The organism is Sinomicrobium halophytocola (assembly GCF_052983395.1).
In genome coordinates, this window is record NZ_JBRKIT010000024.1 from 89,243 (window position 1) to 109,874 (window position 20,632).

Below are 20,632 nucleotides of genomic sequence, written 5' to 3' on the forward strand. Positions count from 1 at the left end.
ATGAAGAATATCTATACATGCTTGTTCTGTATACTGATTTTTCAGTGTCTGCACGCCACCGGCATCAAAGTCAGTACGGAAGAAGAACTGAATAAGGCAATAAAACAAGCCGTTCCCGGAGATACCATTGTGATGGCGAACAAAACGTGGACCAATACCGAGATCCGTTTTTTCGCCGAGGGGGAACCCGGAAAACAGATCGTACTGAAAGCGGAAACCCCGGGGGAAGTCATCCTGAGCGGGATGTCGAGGCTTATGATAGCCGGAAAATACCTCGTGGTAAACGGATTGTGGTTCCGGGACGGAAATACTATGGGAAAACCGGTCATATCGTTCCGGAAGAACAAAGAAGAGGTCGCTTTTTATTCCAGGGTAACCAATTGTGCGGTGACCGGCTATAACCCCGACGATCGTTCGTTGCAATATCAATGGGTGGAGCTCTGGGGGCAGCATAACCGGGTGGACCATTGTACGTTTCAGGGAAAAACAAACCAGGGCCCGGTACTTATCGTGGGATTGAAGGATAACAGGATCAACCTGGAAAACCACCACCGGATAGATCATAACCTCTTCGGCCATCGCCCGCCCCTGGGATCTAACGGCGGGGAAACCATCAGGATAGGGACCAGCCATACCTCCCTGGAATCTTCCGGGACCGTAGTGGAAGAAAACCTCTTTGAACGTTGCAACGGGGAAGTGGAGATCATTTCCAGTAAGTCCTGCGATAATATTTACCGGAATAACCTTTTTATAGAAAGTGAAGGCGGGCTTGTCCTGCGGCATGGCAACCGTTGTCTTGTGGAAGGAAATATCTTTTTCGGAAACAACAAACCCCATACCGGTGGTGTCCGTGTTATCAACGAAGGACATATTGTACAGAACAACCTGATGATGGGACTGACCGGAGACGGCTTTCGTTCGCCCCTGGTGATCATGAACGGCGTACCCGATGGCCCGCTGAACCGCTATAACCAGGTAAAGGATGCCGTAATACAGAACAATACTTTTATCAACTGTGCACCGCTTGAACTATGTGCTGGGAGTGATGAAGAACGTACACTGACGCCGGTAAATACCATTTTTGCCAATAACCTTTTCTACACGGAAAAGCAAGGTGATATATTTCGGGTTCTGGATGACATATCCGGCATCGCATTTTCCGGGAACAAAGTTCAGGGACCGGGGACCACTAAGACAAAAGGGGTAGACCGTGTAGAATTGCAGTGGAAAAACCTGGAGATATACCCCATTCCGATAAGTGATTCCCTTCTGACAACAACACCTTCCGTAAGACCCGTACGAACCGACCTTACCGGAACCGTACGAACCAGGGTAAGGGCAGGAGCCGTAATTCCGGGGAACGAGAGAGTTCCGGTGGCATTGCGCATAAAACCGGGAGTGGATTGGCCCGTGGAAAAACCTTCTGTAAAAACAGCATCCGAAGTGCCCGGGGAATATAAAGTTATTGAAGTTGCCCCGGGAAGGAATACCCTGGAGAAAGCGGTAAAAAAGGCTACGGATCACACGGTATTGCAACTGTCCGAAGGTATCTACGAAATAGACAAAGGCATGCCTGTTACGAGTAAACTTGTAATAAGGGGAAAAGGAAGTGCCAAAACCGCGATCCGGATCAGCAAAGACGGGGATGTCCCCAATTACTTCTTCCGGGTACAACAAGGAAAATCCCTGACCCTGGATGGTGTGGAGATAGACGCAGGCAGGGAGAACCCCGTGAAATACGGGATCATTTCACCTGTGGAACCCAGCTCCGAAGCATACCGGCTGAAACTTAACGATGTTTACCTTCACGGTTTTACACAGGAAACCGGGGCGGTATTCAAGGCATATAAAGGCACTTTTGCCGATACCATACGTATCACGAACAGCCGGATAGAGGACAGCCACAGGGGCCTGAACCTGAGTTATGAAAAAGAGGATAAAGGAAAGTACAATGCCGAAGTTATCGATATACAAAATACCCTGTTTAAAGACCTGGGACAGTTTGCACTCTATTATTACCGGGGCGGAAATGACGAATCTACCATAGGAGGCCAGTTGCTCATAGATCATTCCGTGTTCTATAATGTGGATAATAATGAAAAAGGAAGGATACTGCGAACCAGGGGCATCGTGTATGTAACCATATCCAATTCCGTATTTGCCGGAAGCCCGGAAGCAAAACAGGCCGTGGTTTTACAGGGAAGTAAAAACAGTATGGTTAATACGGTTATTTACAATTCCGGGGAGCTTAAACTTTCCGGGGGAGCCATTTCCGCCAATATTCTCAGGACCAATCCCATGTGGACCGACACCAGGGCCTTTAAGCCGGAGGAAAAGTCTCCGCTTAAAAATGCGGCGACGGATAAAAGAGATATTGGATTACTTCAAATGAACTAAAACCGATAAAACTAACTAAAACACCGATAGTTATGAAAATAAAATCAGCAACCTTTATCGCAGCAGTTTATGCGCTTGCCGTTATGATCTGTGTTGCCGGATGCGATGCCGATACGGAGGTGGACCAGACGGTGGAAGAAATACTTTCCGCGCAACCTACCATAGCCTCGTTCAGTCCCGCTTCCGCGGATATTCAGTCCAGGGTGATTATTAAAGGGACCTATCTGAATTTTGCCAATAAGGCTTATATCGGAGATACCGAATGTAAGATCACCCAGAGAATTAACGGGGAAACCCTGGAAATAGAAGTAGCCCCGGAGGCGAAGAGTGGTATTCTGAGGATTACCACCTCTGCCGAAAAAGAAGCCTCTTCTTCGGAACAACTATCCGTAACCTATCCGCAGCCTGGAGTTACTTCGGAATTTCCGGAAGGGGGAATGGTCAATGAAAATATTGTCGTTGAAGGGACAAATCTTCAGACCGTAACCAGGATTACTTTTGGAGGGACCGAAGCTATCATTCAGTTTAAAGAAGCCCAGGCCCTGGTGGTTTCCATTCCCAATAACGAGGGGGAAGGACAGGAAGTGAAGATGTATTACAACACCTCTTCAGGAGAAATGTCGGCAGTCCTGAGCAATGATTTTAAAATTACAATCCCCACCCCGGTAATCAACAACTGGCCACAACTGATGAGCCGGGACAATGAAGTCTTTATCACCGGGGAAGATCTGAACCTGGTCACTTCGGTTAACATAGGCGGCGAAGAAGCCGTAATAAATACTTCTTCCCCCACTGCACTGAGTTTTAATGTACCGGAAGGCGTCCAGACCGGGTACAGGGATATAGAAGTTAACTACGGTACGGACAAACAGGTGGTACGTGAAGCAGTGCCATATATCAACGGGCAGTACGAAAACTATATAGAATTCGATTCTGATCCTGAAAGTGTTTTCGTCATTGACCTGAGCAAGGACCCCCTGGCTGTTCAACAGCTTAACGGAAATGTGGAACAACCACCTTTCCCCGGGGAATCCTACTATAATCTTCAGATGAATACCGGTACGGGAAGTACCATCGCCAGGATGCGACTACACAACGAAACGGCAAACGATACCTGGCAGAATATACTGGATTCAGGGAATTTCGGAGATAATCCCGTATTGCACTTCTGGATAAATACCGAAGGAACATCTCCCATACTGAAACTTTATATCGGCGGGACCTCCAATGCAAACCGGAGGGAGCTTTCCGGCGATAATACCAATACGGTCGGAGCATGGAAGCTGTTTGCCGTCAGGCTTAAGGACTTTATCCCGGACCTGACTTCCGTAGGTTCAGCTTTCGAATTTCGCCTGAACACCGGTTCCGGAGCAACTACCTTCCCGGTAATTGTCAATCTCGACTGGATTATAGTCACCGACCAGGTTCTCACGGAATTCGGAGCGGAAGATGTGACCGACCTGTTCAAACCCGCAGGATAATGATGCAAAACCAAATAAAAATCGCGATTTGAAAAATACAGTTATTCAATGTATAGGATTATTGGGGATGATGTTATTCGCCCTTGCCCTCCGTGCCCAGTCTGACAACAAAAACAATCCCCGGCTTCTATTGTCCGGGGACACTGCGGGGGCGATCGGCAGGGAAACAGATAACAATCCCCTGCTGGAAAGATCATTCCGGTATGCGGAACAAAAAGCGGATGCGGCGCTCCGGCATCCGGTTGAGGTCCCTGTCCCGGCAGATCCCGGAGGTGGGTATACCCATGAAAAGCATAAAAAGAATTACGCGGACATGTACAATGCCGCCCTGGTTTTTGCTATAACCAAAAAGCCGGAATATGCGGAGTTCGTCAAAAATATGCTGTTGCGGTATGCCGAACTCTATCCTAGATTGCCATTACATCCCAAACGGAAGGAAAACCACCCGGCAGGGAAATTGTTCTGGCAGGGACTCAACGAAGCGGTATGGTTGTTTTACAGCATCCAGGCCTACGATCTTGTAAAGACCGAAATAAAGACAAAAGACCGGGAAATAATAGAAAAGGAACTTTTCCGGAATATAGCGCACTTTATCAGTGTGGATTCTTATGACACTTTTAATAAAATACACAACCACGGCACCTGGGCGGTAGCATCGGTAGGAATGACAGGATATGTGCTGGGAGACAGGGATATGACTGAAAGAGCAGTAAAAGGGAGTAACAAAGACGGTAAAACAGGTTTCCTGAAGCAACTGGACGAATTATTTTCTCCTGACGGATACTATTCCGAAGGCCCGTACTACCAGCGTTATGCCATACTGCCGTTTATGGTCTTTGCCGAAGCCATAGAAGAAAACCAGCCCGAACTGAAAATATTCGGATACAGGGACGGCGTATTGCATAAAGCGGTGGCTACATTATTGCAGTTGACCAATCAGAAGAATGAATTCTATCCCATCAACGACGCCATAAAGGACAAGACCTATTTCAGCGAAGAACTTGTTTTCGCTACCAATATAGCCTATGAAAGATATAGGGATAAAAGCCTGCTGCCCGTAATCCTTCAGTACGGAAAAGTAAGTCTTTCCAATGCGGGGTTAATCACCGCAAAGGCTGCTTCCGGGGTGGAGAATATCCCGTATGAGAGATCCTCCCGGCTTATAAAGGACGGCCCGGAAGGGGATGAAGGAGGTGTAGCCCTGCTTCGTATGCCTAATACATCCGGTACACAACTGGACGCTGTTTTTAAGTTCGCTTCGCAGGGTATGGGGCACGGTCATTTCGACAGGCTGGGATTGCTGCTTTACGACGGGCCGAATGAGGTCTTACAGGATTACGGTGCGGCCCGGTTTCTGAATGTAGAAGCCAAAGATGGCGGAAGGTATCTCAAAGAGAATAAAACCTACGCCAGACAAAGCATTGCGCACAATACGCTCACAGTTGACGAAACATCGCATTACCAGGCAAAAGTAAGCGAAGGTTCCAAAAACGTCCCGGAATTGTTGTTTTACGATCTTCAAAAGGATATACATATTGTTTCCGCAAGAGAAGATCATGCCTATAAGGATATAAAACTGGTACGTACCATTGCCATGCTTACTACAAACGAAGCACCGGAACACCCTTTTATCATAGATGTTTTTCAGGCCATATCGGATACCCCGCATCAGTACGATCTCAATTTTCAGTATTCGGGGCAGTTAATGCGTACAAGCTTTGATTATACCAGGGACAATAGCCTTACTGCTTTAGGCGCCAAAAACGGTTACCAACACCTGTACAAAACGGGACAGGGAAAACCGGGAAAAGGCCGGGCCGTATTTACCTGGCTCAAGGACAAAAAGTTCTATTCCATCACGACCCTTACAGATACCGATACAGAGGTGTTTTTCACGCAGACCGGGGCTGACGACCCCGATTTCAACCTGAGAAGTGAAAAAGGTTACCTCGTTCGTCAGCCTGGTGCGGAGGAACACGTATTTGTAAGTATCATAGAGCCCCACGGAAATTTCGATCCGCAACTGGAGACCGTACAGAATCCCGATTCGGGTATTGAAAAGCTGGAACTGGCATACAAGGACAAAAAATATCTAGCCGTAACATTCCGGTTTAAGAAGCAGGAGGAATATACCCTGGTCCTGTGCCGGGAAAAAACAGAGGACAATTCGGAACATCAATTGACAATCGGCAACAAAACCATACGCTGGAAAGGCAAATATACCATAACCAACTAAACCTCTCCGGACTGCAAGTCCGGAGGTTAGAAAGCGGCAATCCTGCCGTCCGGCGGGGAAATTGCCATAGTTATTGAGTGTTGCCTAAATAACTCAATAACCTATTAACTTAATAACTGAACAAAGTAAAAGTTTATAGAAACTAAAATAGCTGCAATAGTCCCGATAGTCCCGATAATTATCAGGATCGGGAGCAGGGTTTGAACCTTTAATTTGATAATAAAAACAAGCTTCATGAAAAACCAAAAGATCATCAGTGATGTTTTTTTTCAGACCGACGGTAAAGAATGGGAAAATGTAGACCAGGGGGTCTCCCGCCAGTTCGTCGGATACGACACGCAGATAATGATGGTAAAAGTAAAATTCGAAACCGGTGCCGTAGGCTATGAGCATCAGCATTTTCACGCCCAGACCACTTATGTGGCTTCCGGAAGGTTCCGGGTGACCATTGACGGGGAAGAAAGGGTATTATCCGAAGGAGATGGCTTTTATATTCCGCCTAATGCACTGCACGGTGCCGTATGCCTGGAAGCCGGGATGCTTATCGATGTATTCAGTCCCGTACGGGAGGACTTCCTCGATATTAACTTTTTAAAGAAATAGATTTTGAAGATCAAAGGACTACGATGGTGGATCATTGCCCTTATCGGCCTGGCTACCATTATCAATTATATAGACCGTTCCGCCCTGTCCATTATGTGGCCTGCTATGGGAAAAGACCTGGGGATGGATGATGCGGACTACGCACTCATACTCAACCTTTTTATGATAGCTTACGCCATAGGACAATCCGTATCGGGAAAGATGTTTGACAAGCTGGGCACCCGGATGAGTTATGTTATTGTCATAGCCGTGTGGTCGTTGTCTTCCCTGTTTCACTTCGCGGTAAGAGGAATTTATTCCCTCGGTTTTGTCCGGATGCTGCTGGGTATTTCCGAAGCGGGAAACTGGCCCGGGGCTGTGAAGAGCAATGCGGAATGGTTCCCGGTGAAGGAACGTGCCGTTGCCCAGGGAATTTTCAATGCCGGGGCCTCTCTCGGATCAGTCGTGGCGCCACCGCTTATTGCCCTGCTTTATGTGGGGTACGGATGGAAAGTTACTTTTATCCTGATCGGAGCAATGGGATTGTTATGGATAATTCCCTGGCTGATCGTCAATAAAAAACTGCCGGAAAAACACCCGTGGATAACCGAAGAAGAACGCGCCTATATCACAGAGGGTAGAAATATGGAGGATACCAATAAACAGGCTTCCAGGCCTTTGTCCCTCAAAGAAATTCTGTCCCATAAAGAATCCTGGAGCGTGGTGGTGTCGCGTTTTTTCCTGGAGCCCATCTGGTGGCTGTTCGTAGGGTGGATGCCTATATACCTGCAAAACACCTATGGTTTCGACGTCAAACAGATCGGATTGTTTGCCTGGGTGCCATACGTAGGCGCAGCTTTAGGAAGTATCGCCGGGGGATGGTATGCAGGCAGGCTGATGACCCGGAAAAAATCGGTGGATATAGGCAGGAAACGGACGATAAACATTGCCGGGATCATTATGTTTCTCGGGTTACTGGCCACTATTTTTCTGGCCGATACTCCGATGAAGTTCGTCATCATAGTAGCTTTTGTACTGTTCGGGTTCCAGTTCGGGATCAGTAACATACAAACCCTGCCCAGTGACCTGTTCGATGGAAAATCCGTCGGCACGCTGGCAGGTTTCGGGGGGATGTCCGGTGTGCTGTCCGTGATCGTCATGAATTTTCTGATCCCGGTAATTACAAGGGAATCTTACATCCCGGCCTTTGTGATCATTGCCGTTTTTGTTCCTCTCGGAATCCTGGCAATACACGTTTTTTGCAAAAAGATCAAACCAGTAAACATCATTAAATAATTAAAAAAATCAAAATTCGAAATGAAATTAAAAGGAAAAGTTGCGGTAGTCACCGGAGGAGCGCGGGACATAGGAAGAGCAGTCTCGGTAAAACTGGCCAAAGAAGGGGCTAAAGTAGTGGTGAATTATTTTGAGAGTGAATCGCATGCCGAGGCTACTCTGGAGGAAGTCCGGAAAGTTGGTGGAGAGGCCATTGCCGTATACGGGGATATGACCAAACAACAGGATGTAGACCAAATGGTAGCCAAAACCAAAGAAGCTTTTGGCAATAAGGTGGATATTCTCGTCAATGTTGCAGGCGGACTCTTTGCCCGTAAGACCATTGAGGAGATGGACGAAGCTTTTTATGATTTATTGATGAATGTCAACCTGAAGACCGTATTCCTGGTGACCAAGGCATTCAAACCCTTGATGGAGACCGGGGCATCTATCGTGAACTTTTCTTCACAGGCGGCCAGGGACGGAGGTGGCCCCGGTGCCAGTATGTACGCTACTTCCAAAGGAGCGGTAATGACCTATACCCGTGCCCTGGCCAAAGAATTCGGACCGGAGGGAATCCGGGTAAATGCCTTATGCCCCGGAATGATCGCCACCAAATTTCACGATGATTTCACCAATGTTGAGGTAAGGACCAAAGTTGCCGGGGGAACACCATTGCGGAGAGAAGGAAGAGCAGAGGAAGTAGCCGACCTGGTTACCTACCTGGCGTCTGAAGAATCTTCGTTCCTGACCGGGAATAATATAGATATAAACGGAGGACTTGCCTTTAGCTAGGGATGATATGAAACCGGAGAAAAAACATAAGATCGTAACCTTCGGGGAAATATTGATGCGCCTGTCGCCACAGGATTACAACTGTTTTGTACAGGCGCAGCAAGCCGATATTTTCTATGGGGGTACAGAGGCCAATGTTGCCGTTGCCCTTGCCCGCATGGGGTGCGAAACCTCACACGTGACAACCCTTCCCGATGACTTTACGGGAGCTTCGGCCAAAGGACATCTGAACAGGTACGGGGTAGATACTTCCTTTGTAGCCTGCAACAATGCTCCCCTGGGTATATATTTCCTGGAACAGGGTGTGGTACACCGGCCGGGAAGGATTGTATATAACCGTAGTCATTCCTCTTTTGCCGAAACGGACCCGGATGAATTCGATTGGGAAAAGATTTTGGACGATGCTTCCTGGTTTCACTGGACGGGGATCACTCCTGCCATATCTTCCGGTGCTTCCCGCGCTTTGAAAGATGCTTTGCAGGTAGCGCATAACAAAGGAATAACCGTAAGTACCGACCCGGTTTACCGGAGTAATTTATGGCAGTACGATGCCGATCCGTCCGCGACGTTACGGGAAATGGTTACCCTGTCTGCGGTTTTTATGGGTGGCCCCGAAGAGATTAACATGCTGTTCGGTACGTATTTCGAAGAAAAGGAATTTGAAGATGCTGCAAAATTTTTGATGGCGGAATGTCCTGCCATACGAAATGTGGTGCAAAAGACCAGGAGTTCTGTCAACGCGTCACGTCACGAAATAGCTTCCAGGTGCTGGGATGGAAAAAGGTTGTATGTATCCGATTCCATTGAAATTACCCCGGTAATCGACCGGATAGGGACGGGGGATGCCTTTGCAGCCGGGCTTATTTACGGCATGCTGCACTATAATTGGGACGAAGCACTGCAATTTGCCAATGCTACATCCGCATTAAAACATACTATTCCCGGGGATGCCTGTCTGCTTTCGGCAGATGATATAACAGGTGTAATCCGCTCCGGGTTTAACGGAAGGATCATACGATGACAAAAACAAAATTTAAAAAGGAGACGGTATTACAGACATTCGGAGCACACCCTTTGGTACCACTCTTTTACGAAGAAGATATCCGGATTTGTAAACAATGGATCAAAGCCTGTTATGACGGGGGTGTCCGGGCAGTAGAGTTTACCAACAGGGGAGAACGGGCCCTTGCTGTGTTTACGGAGTTGGTAGCATGGTCCTGGGAGGAGTGCCCCGGACTGGTCCTGGGGATAGGAACGATAAAAGACAGGGAAACTGCGGAAAAGTTCATTGCCGCCGGGGCCGGTTTTGTGGTAGCTCCCGTTCTGGATACGGAAGTAGGGGCGTATTGCATACAACAGGAGGTGGTCTGGATTCCCGGGTGCGGAACGCTCACCGAAATGTATAACGCACACAAGTACGGTGCCGATATCGTGAAGGCTTTTCCGGCCCGGGCGCTGGGAGGGGCCGGTTATATCAAAGCCGTGCTGGCTCCGTGTCCGGAACTGAAGGTCATGCCCAGCGGCGGGATAGATGCAGACCCCGGAACCTATCAAAAATACAGGGCTGCAGGCGCTTTTTGCGTCGGTGTGGGATCTTCCCTTTTTTCCGGTAACGGAGCTGTTGTGTTGAAGTCGGAAGTGATCCGCAAAAGATGTCAAGAAATGCTGAATGTGAAGATTTAAAAAATGAGAAATATATATTAGTCCATGACAAAATTAGATTTTGGCACTATTTGTCGGAAAATCAGTTTTACCCTAGCCCTAAAGGGAACCCGATTTCCCTCGATTTCTCCCTTTAGGGGCGGGGTCAAAAATTGAGGGAAATCTTGCGGAACTGAATTTTGTCATGGACTAAAGAAATATGTATCAACCTTAAAATAACCAATAAACCAATCCAATACTTTAAAAAGCAGATTTATGAGAACTAAAACACCTACGTTAAAGACGGCTGTCCTGCTAAAAGGAACTCTGGCGATGGCCGCTTCATTATGCCTGGCATGCTCCGGGGATATAGAGGAAGGACTTGCCGGAGAGAACATTCTTTATATTCCGGAAGAAACAGATACTGCCCTGTATGCTGATATTGATTTCAGCCACTGGAAAATAACCTTACCCGTTGACCTCGATAATAATGGCAAACCCGATGAATACCAGCCGTCCGACCTGATAGACTACGGTTACCAGGATATTGCGGAATTAGCGCCCTTTATGTATGATGATACTACGGATACTTCCATTGTATTTTATACCTATCCGGCGGGGGCCACAACGCCAAACAGCAGCTATCCTCGTACCGAACTGAGGGAACAGATGACCCCGGGAAATAATTATAACAACTGGTCGCTGACGGAAGGAGGGACTATGAGGGGAACTTTGAAAATAGACAGTATCTCTCCCGATACTGTGAATGCCAAGTACGATTATCACCGGGTTATCGTCATGCAGATCCACGGTATCATTTCACAGGAAGATATGGCCACTTATGGTTTCAGCAGTAATCACGCACCACCTTTACTCAAAATGACCTGGATAGACGGGCACCTGTTCGCCTATAAGAAAACCCTGGTGGACGAATCCACTTCCGGTATTGATCTGTATGACGACAGCAGCCAGACCTGGACAGACGTTAAGCACGATTTCGGAGAAGTGGGGCACGATACTTTTACCGTGGAAATAGAAGCTTCATACGGAGAACTGTCGGTAACCGTAGATGACGAAACCTATGTTTTTGACGATGTAAGTATGGCAAAATGGCCTTTCGAAAACTATTTCAAGGCCGGAAATTACCTGGTAACTACCGATACATCCGGTTTTGCAAAAGTTAAATATTACGATCTGGAGGTCACACATCCCTGATAAAAATCAATAATAGCAGAAAATGAGAAAATTAGTTGTTTGTTTAGCAATCATTCTATCCGTGATTTATAATGTGTCCGGGCAGAACGCGGAGTATCTGCCGGTAGATTACCCGGAAAATTACACCGCAAAAATAGATGTAGTATATACCGTTGTTGACGGCTGGGAAGGCAGAATGGATATTTATTACCCTACCGATGTTAAGACCCCTGTTCCGCTGGTGGTCAATATTCACGGGGGCGGATGGAATCACGGGGTTAAGGAATCCCAACGCGGTTACGGCTCGTTTTTCAAGAATGGTTATGCTGTTGCCAATGTGGAGTATCGTCTTGTAGACGTAGCCACTGCTCCCGGCGCCATAGAAGATATTCGCTGTGCCCTGGTATATCTGCACAAACATGCGGAAGAAATACATATCGACACGGACAACATCGTATTGATGGGCGGGTCCGCCGGCGGTCATCTGGCCCTTATGGCAGGATTGCTGGCAGATGACAAAAAGTTTGATACGAATTGCAGTTACGATAAATCCCTGAAAGTTGCCGCGATCATCGACAAATACGGCGTCACGGACCTTACGCCGCTTTCCGGGTGGAAATCGGCCAGGAACTGGTTGGGAGAAGGTCGTAACGACGAAGAGTTCGTAAAATCAGTTTCTCCTTTGTTTTATGTAGACAGGAACAGCCCGCCCGTATTCATTGTTCATGGAGATGCCGATCCCATCGTGCCATACGCTCAGTCCGTCGCTTTGTACAAAAAACTGACGGAGAACAGGGTAAAAACCCGTTTTATAACCATACCCGGAGGGCAACACGGCAAATTTACCAAAGAAGAAAAGAAAAAGGTCAGTGATGAAATGTGGGCATTCCTCCATAGTGTCATTCCTGTGGAATAAAATATATCCTGTTTCGGATAAAGTGGAATAAAGATCACCACCAACCGGACTTTTTTCAATAGCGGAAATCCCGGCTATCTCAAGCGAATGAGATAGACCGGGTTTCCCATTTTTGGGGCGGGTTACCTGAAAAGCAAAGTTGTTATAATCTCATTGAGAATTAAGAAATCTTAAATTATAGTTAGATAATGGATATTAATACTGCAGAGGCCTATCTTTGTGGGAAAACAAAATTTAGTATAAAATGATTGGATTTAGAAAAAGCTTGATTTTTACTATGTTCTTACTAACCGGTCTGGGATTATCCGCCCAGAGTTTAAGAGTAGCCAGTTATAATCTCAGGTACGATAACCCGGGTGATTCTCTGAACAACTGGAAATACAGGGAAGAAACCGTAACCAACTTAATAAAATTTCACGATTTTGATATTTTCGGAACGCAGGAAGGCCTGCGGCATCAGCTGGAACAGTTAAAAGAGGACCTGCCGGGATATGATTTTATCGGGGTGGGGCGTGATGACGGAAAAGAAGCCGGTGAACATTCTGCCATATTTTACAACACGGAAAAGTTTGAACTGGAAGACAAAGGCAATTTCTGGCTTTCCGAAGATACCACCAGACCAAATAAGGGCTGGGATGCCGTATTGCCGCGTATATGCTCGTGGGGGAAATTTAAGGTAAAGGAAACCGGTTTTGAATTCTACTTTTTTAATGTACATTTTGACCACGTAGGGACAGAAGCACGGAAAGAAAGCGCAAAACTTATCATGCGAAAGATGAAAGAATTTGACGATACCGTTCCTGCCATCCTTACAGGCGATTTTAATGTAGACCAAAACAGTGAAAGCTACAAGGTACTGAACGAGTCGGATAAATTGACCGATGCCTTCGAAAAGGCTGCTTTACATTATGGTGCGCAAGGTACTTACAACGGTTTTAAACCGGATTCGCGTTCCGATAGCAGGATAGACCACATTTTTATAACCGATGATTTCCGGGTTGAAAAGCATGGCGTACTGACCGATTCGTATAAAACAGATGAAAAGGAATTACAGGAACTTGTCAATACCGGCAATTATCCGAAGGAAATATCCCTGTACGCAACACAGACAAGGTTGCCTTCCGACCATTATCCGGTACTGGTAGTATTGCATTATAATGCGAACTGATTGGATTTAAACAGGTAATGCGTTATTTTATTTTTATACGGAATAATACGCTGTCCGCCTCCCTGAAAACCTTGATTTTCAGACTTGTTTCTACCGGGGTATTGCACAATTCAAATAAATGATGCAATTTTGTGCCCGCAAATGAATTATTAACCCGATAAAAAACGAAGAGAATGCTCATGATCCGAAAATACTTCACAGCAAAACCTTCCGTACGCACGGATGTGTTTCTTCGTGGTTTTTATCTGTCTTAATCCGATATAGAAATACAGCAGATATATGAAAAGCCCGAAGAGAAATCCTCGGGTTTTTTGTTCCCGGTATTTTACCGCAACCTTTAAGACTCCCGACGATTTGAGAATTATGTTTTGCCCTCGGGCAAAACAAGATACCGGTTTACGGAAAAAGCCGGTTTGTTATCGAATATTTTAAAGAAGAGATAAGGAAGTAAATTATCCGGGAAAGACATGATTAAAGCAGGGAGAACTTGTACAGGTATTGGGAAGTTTTCAGCCCCGGATCGCAAGAATGGATAAGTGATGAAAACAATGATACAGATCACCGCCGGCGACGGACCGGCGGAATGTACGAAGGTGGTGGCCCAGGTGCTGAAAAAGTTCCTGGACGAAGCGCGAAATGAGGGGATAGAAGTAACCGTTATCGAAAAAGAAAACGGGGAAGAGAATGGCACTGTAGCCTCAGTACTCCTTTTTTTGGAAGGTAAAGATATACGGCATTTTTGCAAAAGCTGGGTTGGTACGGTGCGGTGGACAGGAAAAAGTAAGTACCGGATGCACCATAAGCGAAAAAACTGGTATATTGGTATCTTTGAAATCGAAAAAACAGATGCTGAAGAAGTGTCCGAAAAGGATATAAAATACCAGGCATGCAGGAGTTCGGGTGCCGGAGGACAACATGTAAACAAGGTGAGTTCTGCCGTAAGGGCTACACATATTCCTACCGGGATAAGCGTTCAGGCCATGGACTCCCGTTCACAACACCGCAATAAGGAACTTGCCCGTATGCGTTTGTTCCGCAAACTGGAAGAAGAAAAACAAGAACAGTACCGGAAACGGTTTACACAAATAAGAAGCAAAGAGTTCCGGATAGAAAGAGGTTCTCCTGTCCGGGTATTTACCGGTTCCGATTTTAAAGAACAGAAGACCAATAAGAGTTATAAAAAGCAAAGACAACAATTAAAAAATAAACTGAGAAATGACATCGATTCATAAATATCTGCTCCAGGCCATGGATAATTATCCGTACAATCTGGAAGACACCCTGGAGTCCCTGGACTTTGCGTTGTCTTACGATGAAAACAACACTATGGTATTGTGCCTGTATGGTCGTATGTATGCCGAACAACTGCAGCAGTACGAAGAAGCCAAAATCTGTTTTCAGAAAGCGTTGAGCATCAATGTCAGTGCCGTGGAGATTTATCCGTATTATATCGAAACCCTTTTGTCAAACGAAGATTTTGAGGAAGCAGAAAGACTTATAGCTTTTGCACTTACTGTAAAAGGGATCCGCAAAATAGATATCAAATGGCGGGAAGTATTGCTTTATGAAATGAAAATGGAACTGGAAACCGCATTTGACCTGGCAAAACAATTGAAACTGTACACATTTGATTCCGGCTGGAACGGGACTATCCGTGAAACTGTAAAAAGATTGAAACAGAAAATAAAGATTGTTTACGGGGAAGAGGATTCGGAAAAGTCGGATAAGGTAAAAGGTAAAAAGAAATCATCGCAGAAATAAGGATATACGGTATTAAAAAAACACCGGAATTACTGGACTCGGGTATTCCCGGTGTTTTTATATGTTGGCCTTTTTAACAAAGTAAATTTGAACTTTTTAACAAAGTTTAAAAGCTAAATATGAACGAACTTTGCTTGGCCAAAAAATAACAATGTCCATAAAAATTATACTGACCGGTGCAACAGGTTTTGTCGGAGAAGGAGTGCTACTGGAATGTCTCCGAAACCCCCATGTTTCCGAAATACTCATGGTTAACCGGAGACACATACCTATGAGCCATCCTAAACTCAAAGAACTGCTCCTTCCTGATTTTACCGACACCACTGGCGTGGAATACCGGCTTTCCGGTTATGATGCCTGTTTTTATTGTGCGGGGATAAGTTCCGTAGGTATGGGGGAGGAAGCGTATACCAGGATTACATACCATACGACACTGGATTTTGCAAAAACACTGAAAGTATTAAATCCCGATATGGTGTTTAACTTTGTATCCGGTGGAAATACGGACAGTACGGAACAGGGAAAGGTAATGTGGGCCAGGGTAAAAGGCAGAACGGAAAACGCGTTGCAGCAATTATTTCCGGATAAACAGTACAATTTTCGCCCGTCTCTAATGAAACCTTCGGAAGGGCAGAAAAACTTCCGGGGATATAACAGGTATGTAAAAATGGTATATCCCGTGCTCAGCCTGTTTTTTCCGGCTTGCAGCCTTGAGGAAATAGGAAAAGCGATGATACGGGCAGCAGAGGCGGGATATGAAAAGCATATCCTGGAGGTAAAGGATATTAAAATTCTTGCAAACCGCGGGTAACACCACATATTGTATCCATAATTGAGAAAAAGTGAAACGACTATTCAAGATATTCCGACGTATTATGCTCGTATTAATTTCTATTGTTGTCCTGTTTGTAGTCTCCGTCTTTATATATATGCAGCACCCTAAATTCGGCAAAGCTCCTTCGGGGGAACGGCTGGAACGAATAAAGCGATCATCGAATTACAGGGACGGATCTTTTGTAAATCATACCTTTACCCCTTCATTAACCGAGGGATACTCGTTTGCAGGTATATTGTTCGACTTCCTGTTCAGGAAAAAACCGGGCCAGGTACCGGATGTCAGGATACCTTCCGTACGCACTGATCTGAAAGCATTATCGGCTGAGGACAATGTGCTGGTGTGGTTCGGGCATTCGTCGTATTTTATGCAGGTGGACGGATTGAAGATACTGGTAGACCCGGTATTCAGCGGGAATGCCTCTCCCGTACCGGGATCGACCAAGGCCTTTAAGGGGACTGATGTTTATACGGTTTCCGATCTCCCGGAAATAGACTATCTCTTAATAACGCACGATCACTACGATCATCTCGATTACGAAACGGTGAGTGCTTTGAAAGACAAGGTGAAAAAGGTGGTCTGCGGACTCGGAGTAGGTTCTCACCTGGAACATTGGGGCTATACGGCTGAAATGCTGGAGGAAAAGGATTGGGACGAAACGGTGGAACTTTCATCCGGAGCTAAACTTCATACACTTACTGCAAGGCATTTTTCGGGACGTACTTTTAAAAGAAATAATACATTATGGCTTTCCTACCTGCTCGAAACGCCGAAAAGAAAAATATTCCTGGGAGGAGACAGTGGTTATGACGGACATTTTGCCGAAATAGGAGAGCGGTTTGGTACCATAGACCTTGCTATATTGGAAAACGGACAGTACAATGAGGCCTGGCATGCCATTCACTGCCTTCCCGGGGAAACTCTCAAGGCGGCAAAAGACCTGAATGCGAAAAGGCTGATGCCCGTGCATTCCTCCAAATTCGCCCTGGGAATGCATCGTTGGGACGAACCCTTAAATGAGGTCGCGGCCGGGAATAAAGCTTATGGTTTTCCACTGGTCACCCCATGGATAGGGGAGGCGGTAAACCTGGATGACGACAGCCAGGAATTCCGCGAATGGTGGAAAGCGATCAAATAGCTTTTACGGTTTATTCCGCAGAGATTCTGTTTCCCATGTTCTATTGGGCTCGGGGCCCATTTCCAGGAGGAGTTCTCCGCCCTTCAAAAGTTCTTTTGCAGGGAACCAGTGCTGGTTCAGGGGCTTACCGTTAAGTGTAGCTTTCTGAATATATTTGTTCTTGTGACTGGCATTTTGCGCCCTGATGACAAATGTCTTTCCACGGCCGTAGCGTTCACCGAGATCGATGGTGATTTCGGAAAACAGGGGACTTCCCAGTTCGTATACAGGGTCAACCCTGCTTCCTCCATCCGTCTGAAAAAGCCCTATGGCATTCATAACGAACCAGGCGCTCATCTGGCCCTGGTCTTCGTCTCCCAGGTAGGCATTTTCCTTGCCATATCCGTAATAGCGCTCCAGGATACGTCTGCTCCATTTCTGGGTGAGCCACGGTTTTCCGGCCTGGTTAAACAGAAAGGCAAAGTGCATGGATTGCTGGTTGCCCTGCACTACAGGATAATCCCAGTACTGGTCGTTAGGCCCGTTAAACCTCCATTTATCACTTTCCTCAAAGCCCCATTCTAGTCGATCCAGGAATTTTTCTTTACCGATCTTACCGATGAGCCCGGGAATATCCTGGGGAACAAAGAAGGTAAGCTGCCAGGCATTGCCTTCCACATAATGTTTGTTGGCCCCGCTTTTGAAAGGATCAAAATCCTGCATCCAGTTCCCTTTTGCATCTTTCAGCCTTGCAAAACCGGTTTCCGGATCAATGACGTTTTGCCACCATGTACCCCGCTCGTTAAATGTGTGGTATATATCCTTTTTTCCGAGGGCTTTGGCGAACTGACCTACCGTCCAGTCATCAAAACTGTATTCCAGGGAATTGGAAAAACGCCCCTGGTCATAAGGTACATAGTGATGTTCCAGATAGGTTTTCAGGTCCCGGTTACCGGCATATCCGCCACCTACGCTTGTTGGCATGGCGGTTTGCATTTTTTGCATGGCTTCCAACGCTTTGTCCGAATCAAAATCACGGATTCCCATTTGATAGGCACCTACGATCAGGGGTATTTCGTGTTCCGCCACCATTACGGGAATATATTCCATCCCGGCGGGGCCTTTGGCTAGCCAGCCATTGTTGTCATACATGGCCAGTTGCGATTTTACCCATTGCGAGGACCATTCCGGGGTCACCAGGTTCCAGAACTGGTTCAGGTTCCAGAAGGTATTCCAGAAAGCATCACATCCCAGGGCAAGTTGGCTGGGATCGTCAAATTGTATGATCTCCTCGTCGGCATTTCGCCAGCGACCGTCCACATCACTGTAAATATTCCTTCCGGCGAGGCTTCGGTACATATTGGTATAAAACCTTTCGTATTCCCTTTTGTCATCACTTTGAATTTGTATTCGCGACAGCAATTCGTTCCATGCGGCCCGGTTGGCTTCTACCACCGCATTAAAATCCCAGTCAAAAGGAGTGGTTATTTCGGTCCGGAGGTTCAGGATTGCATTGTCTGTACTTACATAGGAAATACCGGTACGTAACTGTACCTGTTTCTTTGTCCGGGTATCGAATTCGACATACATCCCGGCCTGTTGCGGATTTTCCGTTTTCAGGTCCGTATCCTTCGCTGTAGTATCGTTAATCCAGGAACCGTAATTGGCTATTGGCCGGTCGAACTCCATAACAAAATGAACAATATATTCCTGGTTTACACCGCCGGACCAAACGTCACGGGAGACCTGGTGGCTGTAGCCTTCCAGTTTGAAATCATCCACTTTTTTGATTTCGGCCTTAACTACTTCATAACCGTATTCGGCTGGAATAGTAAGGTCTATCATAATCCTGCCTTCCGGGCTGTTGTTATAGGTGTATTGCTGAAAACTGCCCCTGGTGGTTGCCGTTATGGCTGCTGTAATATCGGTATCCGTGAGATGTACTTTGTAGTACCCGAGAGGAGCTTCTTCGCTGGTAAGGTCAAACCTGGAGCGGTAACCGCTTTCCGGGTTACTTTCATCCCCGACGGTGGTCTGTAATCTACCGGTAGTAGGGAAGGTACCCAGCCCCGCCATGGTCCATTCATGAATATGACTGAATGTGCCGATGGATTCGAAAGTGGGATTGTATCCTGCCTGCCAACCGGAATTCTGATTATCCGGGCTTAGCTTTACCATTCCGAATGGCATCCAAGGGCCGGGAGCGATCATCCAACGGGAGTGCCCCGTACCTAAAAGTGTATTGACGGCATCGGCAGGAGTGGCCTGTTTCTGTGGACTACGGTTAACAATACCTTTTTGCAACAGCCGGTTCCCTGACCATATTTCGTAATCGCTTTGTACCGTATTTTTCACGGAAGGCATGGGGATTTCCAGTTCGTAAGTGTCTTTGGTGATCGTCTTGGAAAAAATAGTTTTTCCATCCAGTTTAAACTCCAGTTCCGGTTCTCCTTCCAGGCGGAGGAGGCGGACCAGTAATGGTTGATACGACTTACTGTTTTTCAAACGTTCATAAGCGGCGGGTTTTACACTTTTGATTATTAAGGCGCCGGACTTTTGTAATTCCACGGGTTTTGTTGCAATGAGTTTCACCTGGTCAAAAGCTATCCAGCCACCTTCGGTTACGGAGAAGGATATTTCATTATTTCCTTCCCGTAGTATATTTTCGGGAATATCTATATCCAGGGATTGTTCGGAGGAAGGGGGCATTTCTTCCTTTGTCAGGGCCATTCCCTTTCCTTTTTTAAGGGCATATGATCGTGGATTACCATTGATAATAATTCGCAACCTGGGAGCTCGTAGAGAATCTGTATCCAGCAGGTCTATATGTAAGGTAAAGTTGGTATCGCCTTTTGGTTTCTGCAACTCAAATTCGGCATTCAATACATGAGAACGTATCCCCGCGGTGTTACTCGTGCCTCCCCAGGAGTTTTCCGGTCCGGGGATCACAAACGGCCAGTCTTCTTCCGGTTTATGGTGACCAATGACAAAAAAACGGTCTTCAAAGCCAAAATCCTGCTCCACAAACTTACGGTACTGGTCCGGGTACAGCGCAAAGCCCCGGGCGGAATTGTCCGGTTGCCCTATTTCCCATACCACATTTTGCTGCGCAAATAACAATAAAGAGTTCAGAATTAAAAAAGGAAGAATTATTTTTTTTAATGAAGATACTGAGAAAGCGGGTACAGGGCCGGGGATTATCATTTTAAAAGTGTTATTGCTGTTGAACTATTT

General features: G+C 46.4%; 16 protein-coding genes. 15 read left to right on the forward strand and 1 reads right to left on the reverse strand.

Going from position 1 to position 20,632, the window contains the following annotated elements; translation table 11 throughout:
- The 15 genes from ACVBDY_RS08175 to ACVBDY_RS08245 all read left to right on the forward strand — a co-directional run bounded on the left by ACVBDY_RS08175 (position 1) and on the right by ACVBDY_RS08245 (position 17,419).
- Positions 1–2,397, forward strand: a complete 2,397-nt coding sequence (locus tag ACVBDY_RS08175) for a chondroitinase-B domain-containing protein (protein ID WP_447174979.1) — start codon at positions 1–3, stop codon at positions 2,395–2,397.
- A 32-nt stretch (positions 2,398–2,429) separates the two neighbouring features.
- Positions 2,430–3,878, forward strand: coding sequence for an IPT/TIG domain-containing protein (locus ACVBDY_RS08180; RefSeq protein ID WP_447174980.1), 1,449 nt, complete (start codon positions 2,430–2,432; stop codon positions 3,876–3,878).
- Positions 3,879–3,906: 28 nt separating this feature from the next.
- Complete coding sequence (locus tag ACVBDY_RS08185) at positions 3,907–6,114, forward strand: heparinase II/III domain-containing protein (RefSeq protein ID WP_447174981.1); 2,208 nt, start codon at positions 3,907–3,909, stop codon at positions 6,112–6,114.
- Positions 6,115–6,348: 234 nt separating this feature from the next.
- A complete protein-coding gene (locus ACVBDY_RS08190; protein WP_447174982.1) occupies positions 6,349–6,717 on the forward strand; it encodes a cupin domain-containing protein in 369 nt (122 codons plus the stop codon).
- Positions 6,718–6,720: 3 nt separating this feature from the next.
- Positions 6,721–7,992: an MFS transporter gene (locus ACVBDY_RS08195; RefSeq protein WP_447174983.1), complete on the forward strand. Its 1,272-nt coding sequence runs from the start codon at positions 6,721–6,723 to the stop codon at positions 7,990–7,992.
- Positions 7,993–8,013: 21 nt separating this feature from the next.
- A complete protein-coding gene (locus tag ACVBDY_RS08200; RefSeq protein ID WP_447174984.1) occupies positions 8,014–8,766 on the forward strand; it encodes an SDR family NAD(P)-dependent oxidoreductase in 753 nt (250 codons plus the stop codon).
- A 7-nt stretch (positions 8,767–8,773) separates the two neighbouring features.
- Positions 8,774–9,787 (forward strand): PfkB family carbohydrate kinase, encoded by a 1,014-nt coding sequence (locus tag ACVBDY_RS08205; protein ID WP_447174985.1) that lies wholly within the window; start codon positions 8,774–8,776, stop codon positions 9,785–9,787.
- On the forward strand, positions 9,784–10,449 hold the full coding sequence (locus tag ACVBDY_RS08210) for a beta/alpha barrel domain-containing protein (protein WP_447174986.1): 666 nt from the start codon (positions 9,784–9,786) through the stop codon (positions 10,447–10,449). The genes ACVBDY_RS08205 and ACVBDY_RS08210 overlap by 4 nt, the downstream gene beginning before the upstream one ends.
- A 234-nt stretch (positions 10,450–10,683) precedes the next feature.
- Entirely contained in the window at positions 10,684–11,622 is a 939-nt protein-coding gene (locus ACVBDY_RS08215) for a polysaccharide lyase family 7 protein (RefSeq protein ID WP_447174987.1), read from the forward strand.
- A gap of 22 nt (positions 11,623–11,644) precedes the next feature.
- Positions 11,645–12,517 carry a prolyl oligopeptidase family serine peptidase gene (locus ACVBDY_RS08220; protein WP_447174988.1) on the forward strand — a complete coding sequence of 291 codons (873 nt, stop codon included), beginning with the start codon at positions 11,645–11,647 and terminating at the stop codon, positions 12,515–12,517.
- A 277-nt stretch (positions 12,518–12,794) separates the two neighbouring features.
- Positions 12,795–13,685, forward strand: coding sequence for an endonuclease/exonuclease/phosphatase family protein (locus ACVBDY_RS08225; RefSeq protein WP_447174989.1), 891 nt, complete (start codon positions 12,795–12,797; stop codon positions 13,683–13,685).
- A 539-nt stretch (positions 13,686–14,224) separates the two neighbouring features.
- Positions 14,225–14,917: a peptide chain release factor H gene (gene prfH / locus ACVBDY_RS08230; RefSeq protein ID WP_447174990.1), complete on the forward strand. Its 693-nt coding sequence runs from the start codon at positions 14,225–14,227 to the stop codon at positions 14,915–14,917.
- Entirely contained in the window at positions 14,901–15,446 is a 546-nt protein-coding gene (locus ACVBDY_RS08235) for a hypothetical protein (RefSeq protein ID WP_447174991.1), read from the forward strand. The genes prfH and ACVBDY_RS08235 overlap by 17 nt, the downstream gene beginning before the upstream one ends.
- 151 nt (positions 15,447–15,597) lie before the next feature.
- On the forward strand, positions 15,598–16,257 hold the full coding sequence (locus ACVBDY_RS08240) for an NAD-dependent epimerase/dehydratase family protein (protein WP_447174992.1): 660 nt from the start codon (positions 15,598–15,600) through the stop codon (positions 16,255–16,257).
- 31 nt (positions 16,258–16,288) lie between these two features.
- Positions 16,289–17,419 (forward strand): MBL fold metallo-hydrolase, encoded by a 1,131-nt coding sequence (locus tag ACVBDY_RS08245; protein WP_447174993.1) that lies wholly within the window; start codon positions 16,289–16,291, stop codon positions 17,417–17,419.
- Positions 17,420–17,422: 3 nt separating this feature from the next.
- On the opposite strand, the gene ACVBDY_RS08250 is transcribed toward ACVBDY_RS08245, so the two are convergent.
- On the reverse strand, positions 17,423–20,497 hold the full coding sequence (locus ACVBDY_RS08250) for a glycoside hydrolase family 92 protein (protein ID WP_447174994.1): 3,075 nt from the start codon (positions 20,495–20,497) through the stop codon (positions 17,423–17,425).
- Between the last annotated feature and the right edge of the window lie 135 nt (positions 20,498–20,632).

Excerpts from the sequence above, each read along its gene's own strand:
- ACVBDY_RS08215 (WP_447174987.1), top strand. The coding sequence starts at position 10,684 with ATGAGAACTAAAACACCTACGTTAAAGACGGCTGTCCTGCTAAAAGGA.
- ACVBDY_RS08200 (WP_447174984.1), top strand. The coding sequence starts at position 8,014 with ATGAAATTAAAAGGAAAAGTTGCGGTAGTCACCGGAGGAGCGCGGGAC.
- ACVBDY_RS08205 (WP_447174985.1), top strand. The coding sequence starts at position 8,774 with ATGAAACCGGAGAAAAAACATAAGATCGTAACCTTCGGGGAAATATTG.
- ACVBDY_RS08235 (WP_447174991.1), top strand. The coding sequence starts at position 14,901 with ATGACATCGATTCATAAATATCTGCTCCAGGCCATGGATAATTATCCG.
- ACVBDY_RS08225 (WP_447174989.1), top strand. The coding sequence starts at position 12,795 with ATGTTCTTACTAACCGGTCTGGGATTATCCGCCCAGAGTTTAAGAGTA.
- ACVBDY_RS08190 (WP_447174982.1), top strand. The coding sequence starts at position 6,349 with ATGAAAAACCAAAAGATCATCAGTGATGTTTTTTTTCAGACCGACGGT.
- ACVBDY_RS08180 (WP_447174980.1), top strand. The coding sequence starts at position 2,430 with ATGAAAATAAAATCAGCAACCTTTATCGCAGCAGTTTATGCGCTTGCC.
- ACVBDY_RS08210 (WP_447174986.1), top strand. The coding sequence starts at position 9,784 with ATGACAAAAACAAAATTTAAAAAGGAGACGGTATTACAGACATTCGGA.
- ACVBDY_RS08175 (WP_447174979.1), top strand. The coding sequence starts at position 1 with ATGAAGAATATCTATACATGCTTGTTCTGTATACTGATTTTTCAGTGT.
- ACVBDY_RS08220 (WP_447174988.1), top strand. The coding sequence starts at position 11,645 with ATGAGAAAATTAGTTGTTTGTTTAGCAATCATTCTATCCGTGATTTAT.
- ACVBDY_RS08240 (WP_447174992.1), top strand. The coding sequence starts at position 15,598 with ATGTCCATAAAAATTATACTGACCGGTGCAACAGGTTTTGTCGGAGAA.
- prfH (WP_447174990.1), top strand. The coding sequence starts at position 14,225 with ATGAAAACAATGATACAGATCACCGCCGGCGACGGACCGGCGGAATGT.